General features: G+C 67.2%; 7 protein-coding genes and 1 pseudogene. All 8 read left to right on the forward strand.

Annotated elements, in window-relative coordinates; genetic code table 11:
* A partial coding sequence (locus tag ACFE71_RS14950; RefSeq protein ID WP_375429563.1) for a L,D-transpeptidase family protein occupies window positions 1–102 on the forward strand: 102 nt, incomplete at its 5' end.
* Window positions 103–107: 5 nt separating this feature from the next.
* Window positions 108–707: a M23 family metallopeptidase gene (locus tag ACFE71_RS14955; protein ID WP_375429558.1), complete on the forward strand. Its 600-nt coding sequence runs from the start codon at window positions 108–110 to the stop codon at window positions 705–707.
* A 35-nt stretch (window positions 708–742) separates the two neighbouring features.
* On the forward strand, window positions 743–1306 hold the full coding sequence (gene efp, locus ACFE71_RS14960; protein ID WP_375404220.1) for an elongation factor P: 564 nt from the start codon (window positions 743–745) through the stop codon (window positions 1304–1306).
* A gap of 143 nt (window positions 1307–1449) precedes the next feature.
* Window positions 1450–2262, forward strand: coding sequence for an inositol monophosphatase family protein (locus ACFE71_RS14965; protein WP_375429559.1), 813 nt, complete (start codon window positions 1450–1452; stop codon window positions 2260–2262).
* 215 nt (window positions 2263–2477) lie between these two features.
* Window positions 2478–2852, forward strand: a complete 375-nt coding sequence (gene ndhC / locus ACFE71_RS14970; protein ID WP_375429560.1) for an NADH-quinone oxidoreductase subunit A — start codon at window positions 2478–2480, stop codon at window positions 2850–2852.
* A complete protein-coding gene (locus tag ACFE71_RS14975) occupies window positions 2849–3418 on the forward strand; it encodes a NuoB/complex I 20 kDa subunit family protein (RefSeq protein WP_375429561.1) in 570 nt (189 codons plus the stop codon). Before ndhC ends, ACFE71_RS14975 begins: the two co-directional genes overlap by 4 nt.
* Before the next feature lie 124 nt (window positions 3419–3542).
* The gene (locus ACFE71_RS14980; protein WP_375429562.1) at window positions 3543–4409 is read left to right on the forward strand and encodes an NADH-quinone oxidoreductase subunit C; all 867 of its coding nucleotides are present in this window, start codon (window positions 3543–3545) and stop codon (window positions 4407–4409) included.
* 47 nt (window positions 4410–4456) lie between these two features.
* Window positions 4457–4620, forward strand: a pseudogene (locus tag ACFE71_RS14985) (NADH-quinone oxidoreductase subunit D); the annotation flags it as partial.

The following is a 4620-nucleotide window of genomic DNA, read 5'->3' on the forward strand; positions in this document are numbered from 1 at the left end:
GGGCGCGCGCAGTCGAACGGGTGCATTCGCCTGACCAACTGGGACGTCGCGCGGCTGTCGCTGATGGTGAAGCCGGGCGTCACGGCGGTGTTCCAGGCCTGACGAGCGTGAAGCGCCTTGGTCTCGCGGTCGGCGGGATCGTCGTCGTGGCCGGGGCGGCGCTCGTGTCCGTGACGACGGTGCGGTTCGAGCGGGCGGCCGAGCCCGAGCCGCTCGGCTTTACGGCCGCGCGACCGGGTCCGCTGACGGTCGAGCCCGAGCGCGCGGCGGGGCTGTCGGTGCCCGTGCTGGGCTTCGCGCGGTCCGAGGTTCGCGACAGCTGGGGCGACGCGCGGAGCGGCGGGCGCGGGCACCGGGGCATCGACCTGATGGCGACGGAGGGCACGCCGGTGGTCGCGGTGGTTTCGGGCCGGGTGGAGAAGCTGTTCGAAAGCGGGCTTGGGGGCACGACGCTGTATCTGCGGTCCGCGGACGGGCGCTGGCGATATTATTATGCGCATCTCAAGGCGTATGCGGGCGATGTTCGCGAGGGGATGCAAGTCCGCCGGGGTCAGGTGCTCGGCTATGTCGGCGACACGGGCGATGCGGGGGAGGGGAACCATCACCTGCATTTCAGCACGTCGCGCATGCGCCCCGGTGATCGGTGGTGGCAGGGGGAGGACGTCAACCCCTACCCGCTGCTTGCCGAGCGGGAGGGGGCTCGATAAGGCCGCGCGCCAAGCTCTTTCACATCGGGTCGCACATGAAGATCAACGGCGTGGACATCCGTCCGGGCAACATCATCGAGTATGAAGGCGGCATCTGGCGCGCGGTCAAGATCCAGCACACCCAGCCCGGCAAGGGCGGCGCGTACATGCAGGTGGAGCTCAAGAACCTGATCGACGGCCGCAAGACCAACGTCCGTTTCCGCTCCGCCGAGAGCGTGGAGCGGGTTCGGCTAGATACCACCGACTTCCAGTTCCTGTTCAAGGACGGCGACCAGCTGACCTTCATGGACAAGGTCACCTACGAGCAGATCACGCTCGACGCGGGCATCCTGGGCGACGCGGCGGCGTTCCTGCAGGACGGGATGGACGTGGTGATGGAGCTGTATGACGAGCGGCCGATCTCGGTCCAGCTGCCCGACACGATCGAGGCGCTGATCACGCAGGCGGACGCGGTGGTGAAGGGGCAGACCGCCTCGTCGAGCTACAAGCCCGCGATCCTGGAGAACGGGGTGCGCGTGATGGTCCCGCCGCATATCGGCGCGGGAACGCGGATCGTGGTGGATGTTTATGAGCAGAGTTACGTTCGGCGGGCGGATTGAGTTCTTCTCCCTCTCCCCGCTTGCGGGGAGAGGGTCGGGGAGAGGGGCTGTTCAGAGGACCGACCTCCGGACCAGCCCCTCTCCCGCGCTTCGCTTCGCTCGCTTGCCCTCTCCCCGATGGGGAGAGGGAGAAGGAACAATCTATGCCCGTCCAGTCCGGTCTGATCTCCGTCATCGAGCGCGCGGCGCGCAAGGCGGCGCCGCGCTTGAGGCGTGACTTCAACGAGGTTCAGCAGCTGCAGGTGAGCCGGAAAGGCCCCGCCGACTTCGTGTCGGCCGCAGACGGGCGCGCGGAGCAGACCTTGTACGAGGAACTGTCCCGTGCGCGTCCTGATTGGGGGTTCCTGATGGAGGAGCGCGGCGAGGTCGCCGGCGATCCGAGCAAGCCGCGCTTCATCGTCGATCCGCTCGATGGGACGACCAACTTCCTCCACGGCGTCCCGCATTTCGCGATCTCGATCGCGGTCGAGGAGCCGATGCCGTCGGGCAAGCGCGAGATCACCGCGGGGCTGATCTACCAGCCGCTGACCGACGAGAGCTTCTGGGCGGAGAAGGGTCGCGGCGCCTGGGTGCAGGAGCAACGCCTGCGCGTGTCGGCGCGGCGCGAGCTGTCGGAGTCGCTGATCGCGACGGGGATCCCGTTCCTGGGTCACGGCGACTTCGCGCAATGGAGCCGCATCTTCGGGGCGATCGCGCCGCAGGTGGCGGGAATACGCCGGTTCGGGGCGGCGGCGCTCGACCTCGCCTGGGTCGCGGCGGGGCGGTATGACGGCTATTGGGAAAGCGACCTGAAGCCGTGGGACGCGGCGGCGGGCGTGCTGCTGGTCAAGGAGGCGGGAGGGTACGTCACCGATTTCCGCGGGGGCGACCGGGCGATGGAGCGGTCGGAGTTCCTGGCGGCGAATGACGGGCTGCATACCAAGCTGCACAAGCTGCTGGCGGGGGCTCTGCGATGAGTTCCCTCTCCCACCGGGAGAGGGAGGGAGCCGCGTAGCGGCGGAAGGGTGAGGGTGACAGACCGGGCGCGGTCACCCTCACCCTCACCTTCACCCTCCCACTCGGCTGCGCCGAGCGGGGCCCTCCCTCTCCCGGTGGGAGAGGGTGGAAAGTAGAGCACTTCGCGACCTTGTCAGCCTTGCCCGGTTAGGCCTGCGAGCCTAAGGCGCAGGGCATGGTCGATCTGTCGCAATACCTGCCCATCCTGCTGTTCCTCGGCGTCGCGATCGCCCTGTCGGCGACGTTCGTGTTCGCGCCGATGGCGGTGTCGCGGCTGACTGGGGCGCACCAGCCGAACCCCGACAAGCTGTCCGAATATGAGTGCGGCTTCCCGGCGTTCGAGGATCCGCGCGCGCAGTTCGACGTCCGCTTTTATCTCGTGGCCATCCTGTTCATCGTCTTCGATCTCGAGGCGGCGTTCCTATATCCTTGGGCGGTAAGCGTTTTCTCGATCGGCTGGACCGCCTGGTTCGCCATGATGATCTTCATCGCCGAGCTTGCCCTGGGATTGGTCTACGCATGGAAGAAGGGAGCGTTGGATTGGGAATGACGCCCGTCATCGCCAGCTCCGGCCCGGTCGAGCTCAAGGCCCGGCCCGACGATTCGAGCGTCATCGCGCCCGATCAGGGCTATTTCGACAGCCTGAACGGCGAGCTGAACGACAAGGGTTTCCTGGTCACGTCGACCGAGGACCTGATCCACTGGGCGCGCACGGGTTCGTTATGGTGGATGACGTTCGGCCTCGCCTGTTGCGCGGTCGAGATGATCCATGCCAGCATGCCGCGTTACGACCTGGAGCGGTTCGGCTTCGCGCCGCGCGCGTCGCCGCGCCAGTCGGACGTGATGATCGTCGCGGGTACGGTGTGCAACAAGATGGCCCCGGCGCTGCGCCGCGTGTACGACCAGATGTCCGAGCCGAAATACGTGATCTCGATGGGGTCGTGCGCGAACGGCGGCGGCTATTACCATTACAGCTATTCGGTGGTGCGCGGGTGCGACCGGTTGATCCCGGTCGACATCTACGTCCCCGGTTGCCCGCCGACCGCCGAGGCGCTGATGTACGGCATCATGCAGCTGCAGCGTAAGATCCGGCGGTCGGGGAGCATCGAACGGTGAGGGTGCTTCCTCCCTTCCCGTTCGCCCTGAGCTTGTCGAAGGGTCGTCCTTATTTGCGTCGGTCGCAAGAAGAACGATGCTTCGACAAGCTCAGCACGAACGGAAATGAGAACGGATCGGCATCGTGAGGGCCCCTGCGCCCCGCCATGCGCCCAATGACGGCGTGATCGAGCGCGCGGAGGACGTGCTCGGCGACATGCTGCTCCATTCGCAGGACAAGGTCGGCGAGGTGGCGTTGTTCGTCGACCGCGACCGGTTGCCCGCCGCGCTCCAGGCGCTGCGCGACACGCCGGGGCTGGAGTACCAGCAGCTGATGGAGATCGCCGGGGTCGACTATCCCGATCGGCCCGACCGGTTCGAGATCGTCTATATGCTGCTATCGCTTACTCGAAACCACCGCATCCAGGTGCGGGTCGCGACGAACGAGGACGCTGCCGTTCCGACCGTAACGCATCTGTGGCCGGTCGCGGGGTGGTTGGAGCGCGAGGTGTACGATCTGTTCGGGGTGCTGTTCTCCGGCAACCGCGACCTGCGCCGCATCCTGACCGACTACGGTTTTCGCGGGCATCCGCTCCGCAAGGATTTCCCGATGACCGGCTATACCGAGGTCCGGTATTCCGAGGAGGAGAAGCGCGTCGTCCAGCAGCCGGTCGACCTGCCGCAGGATTTCCGTAATTTCGACTTTTTGAGTTCGTGGGAAGGCGCGCAATATTCGTTGCCCGGCGACGAGAAGACGGGGGAGGAGGGCGGGGCGCTGCCGCAGGCCAAGGGCGCCCAGACGACGGCCAGTCCCGATGCGACGCGCGCGGCCGGAACGACCGAGACGCCGACCGCCGCGCCCAAGGCGCCGGACTCGAGTTACGCCAAGGGGGGCAGCGGCGCGGGGCAGACCGCGCATACGGGGGCGGGGCAGCCGCATGAGGGTAACAAGCCGGAGAGCAAGCCTGTCGACCCCGACGTGATCCCGACCGAGGCAGGACAGAACCAATGACCGACGCCCCCACGATCGCCCCCACGATCGCCCCCGCCACGGTCGCGATGGACCCGCATGTCGACCAGGTCGTCGGCAAGCTGAGCCCCGCCCAGCCGACGACGGGCGACGTCACCATCCAGAACTACACGATCAATTTCGGCCCGCAGCATCCCGCCGCGCATGGCGTGCTGCGGCTGGTGATGGAGCTGGACGGCGAGATCGTCGAGCG

This window comes from uncultured Sphingomonas sp., from assembly GCF_964237155.1.
Taxonomy (GTDB): domain Bacteria; phylum Pseudomonadota; class Alphaproteobacteria; order Sphingomonadales; family Sphingomonadaceae; genus Sphingomonas.

What these genes read in the sequence shown, in the direction of transcription:
- ACFE71_RS14975 (WP_375429561.1), top strand. Translation starts at nt 2,849, where the DNA reads ATGACGCCCGTCATCGCCAGCTCCGGCCCGGTCGAGCTCAAGGCCCGG.
- ndhC (WP_375429560.1), top strand. Translation starts at nt 2,478, where the DNA reads ATGGTCGATCTGTCGCAATACCTGCCCATCCTGCTGTTCCTCGGCGTC.
- efp (WP_375404220.1), top strand. Translation starts at nt 743, where the DNA reads ATGAAGATCAACGGCGTGGACATCCGTCCGGGCAACATCATCGAGTAT.
- ACFE71_RS14965 (WP_375429559.1), top strand. Translation starts at nt 1,450, where the DNA reads ATGCCCGTCCAGTCCGGTCTGATCTCCGTCATCGAGCGCGCGGCGCGC.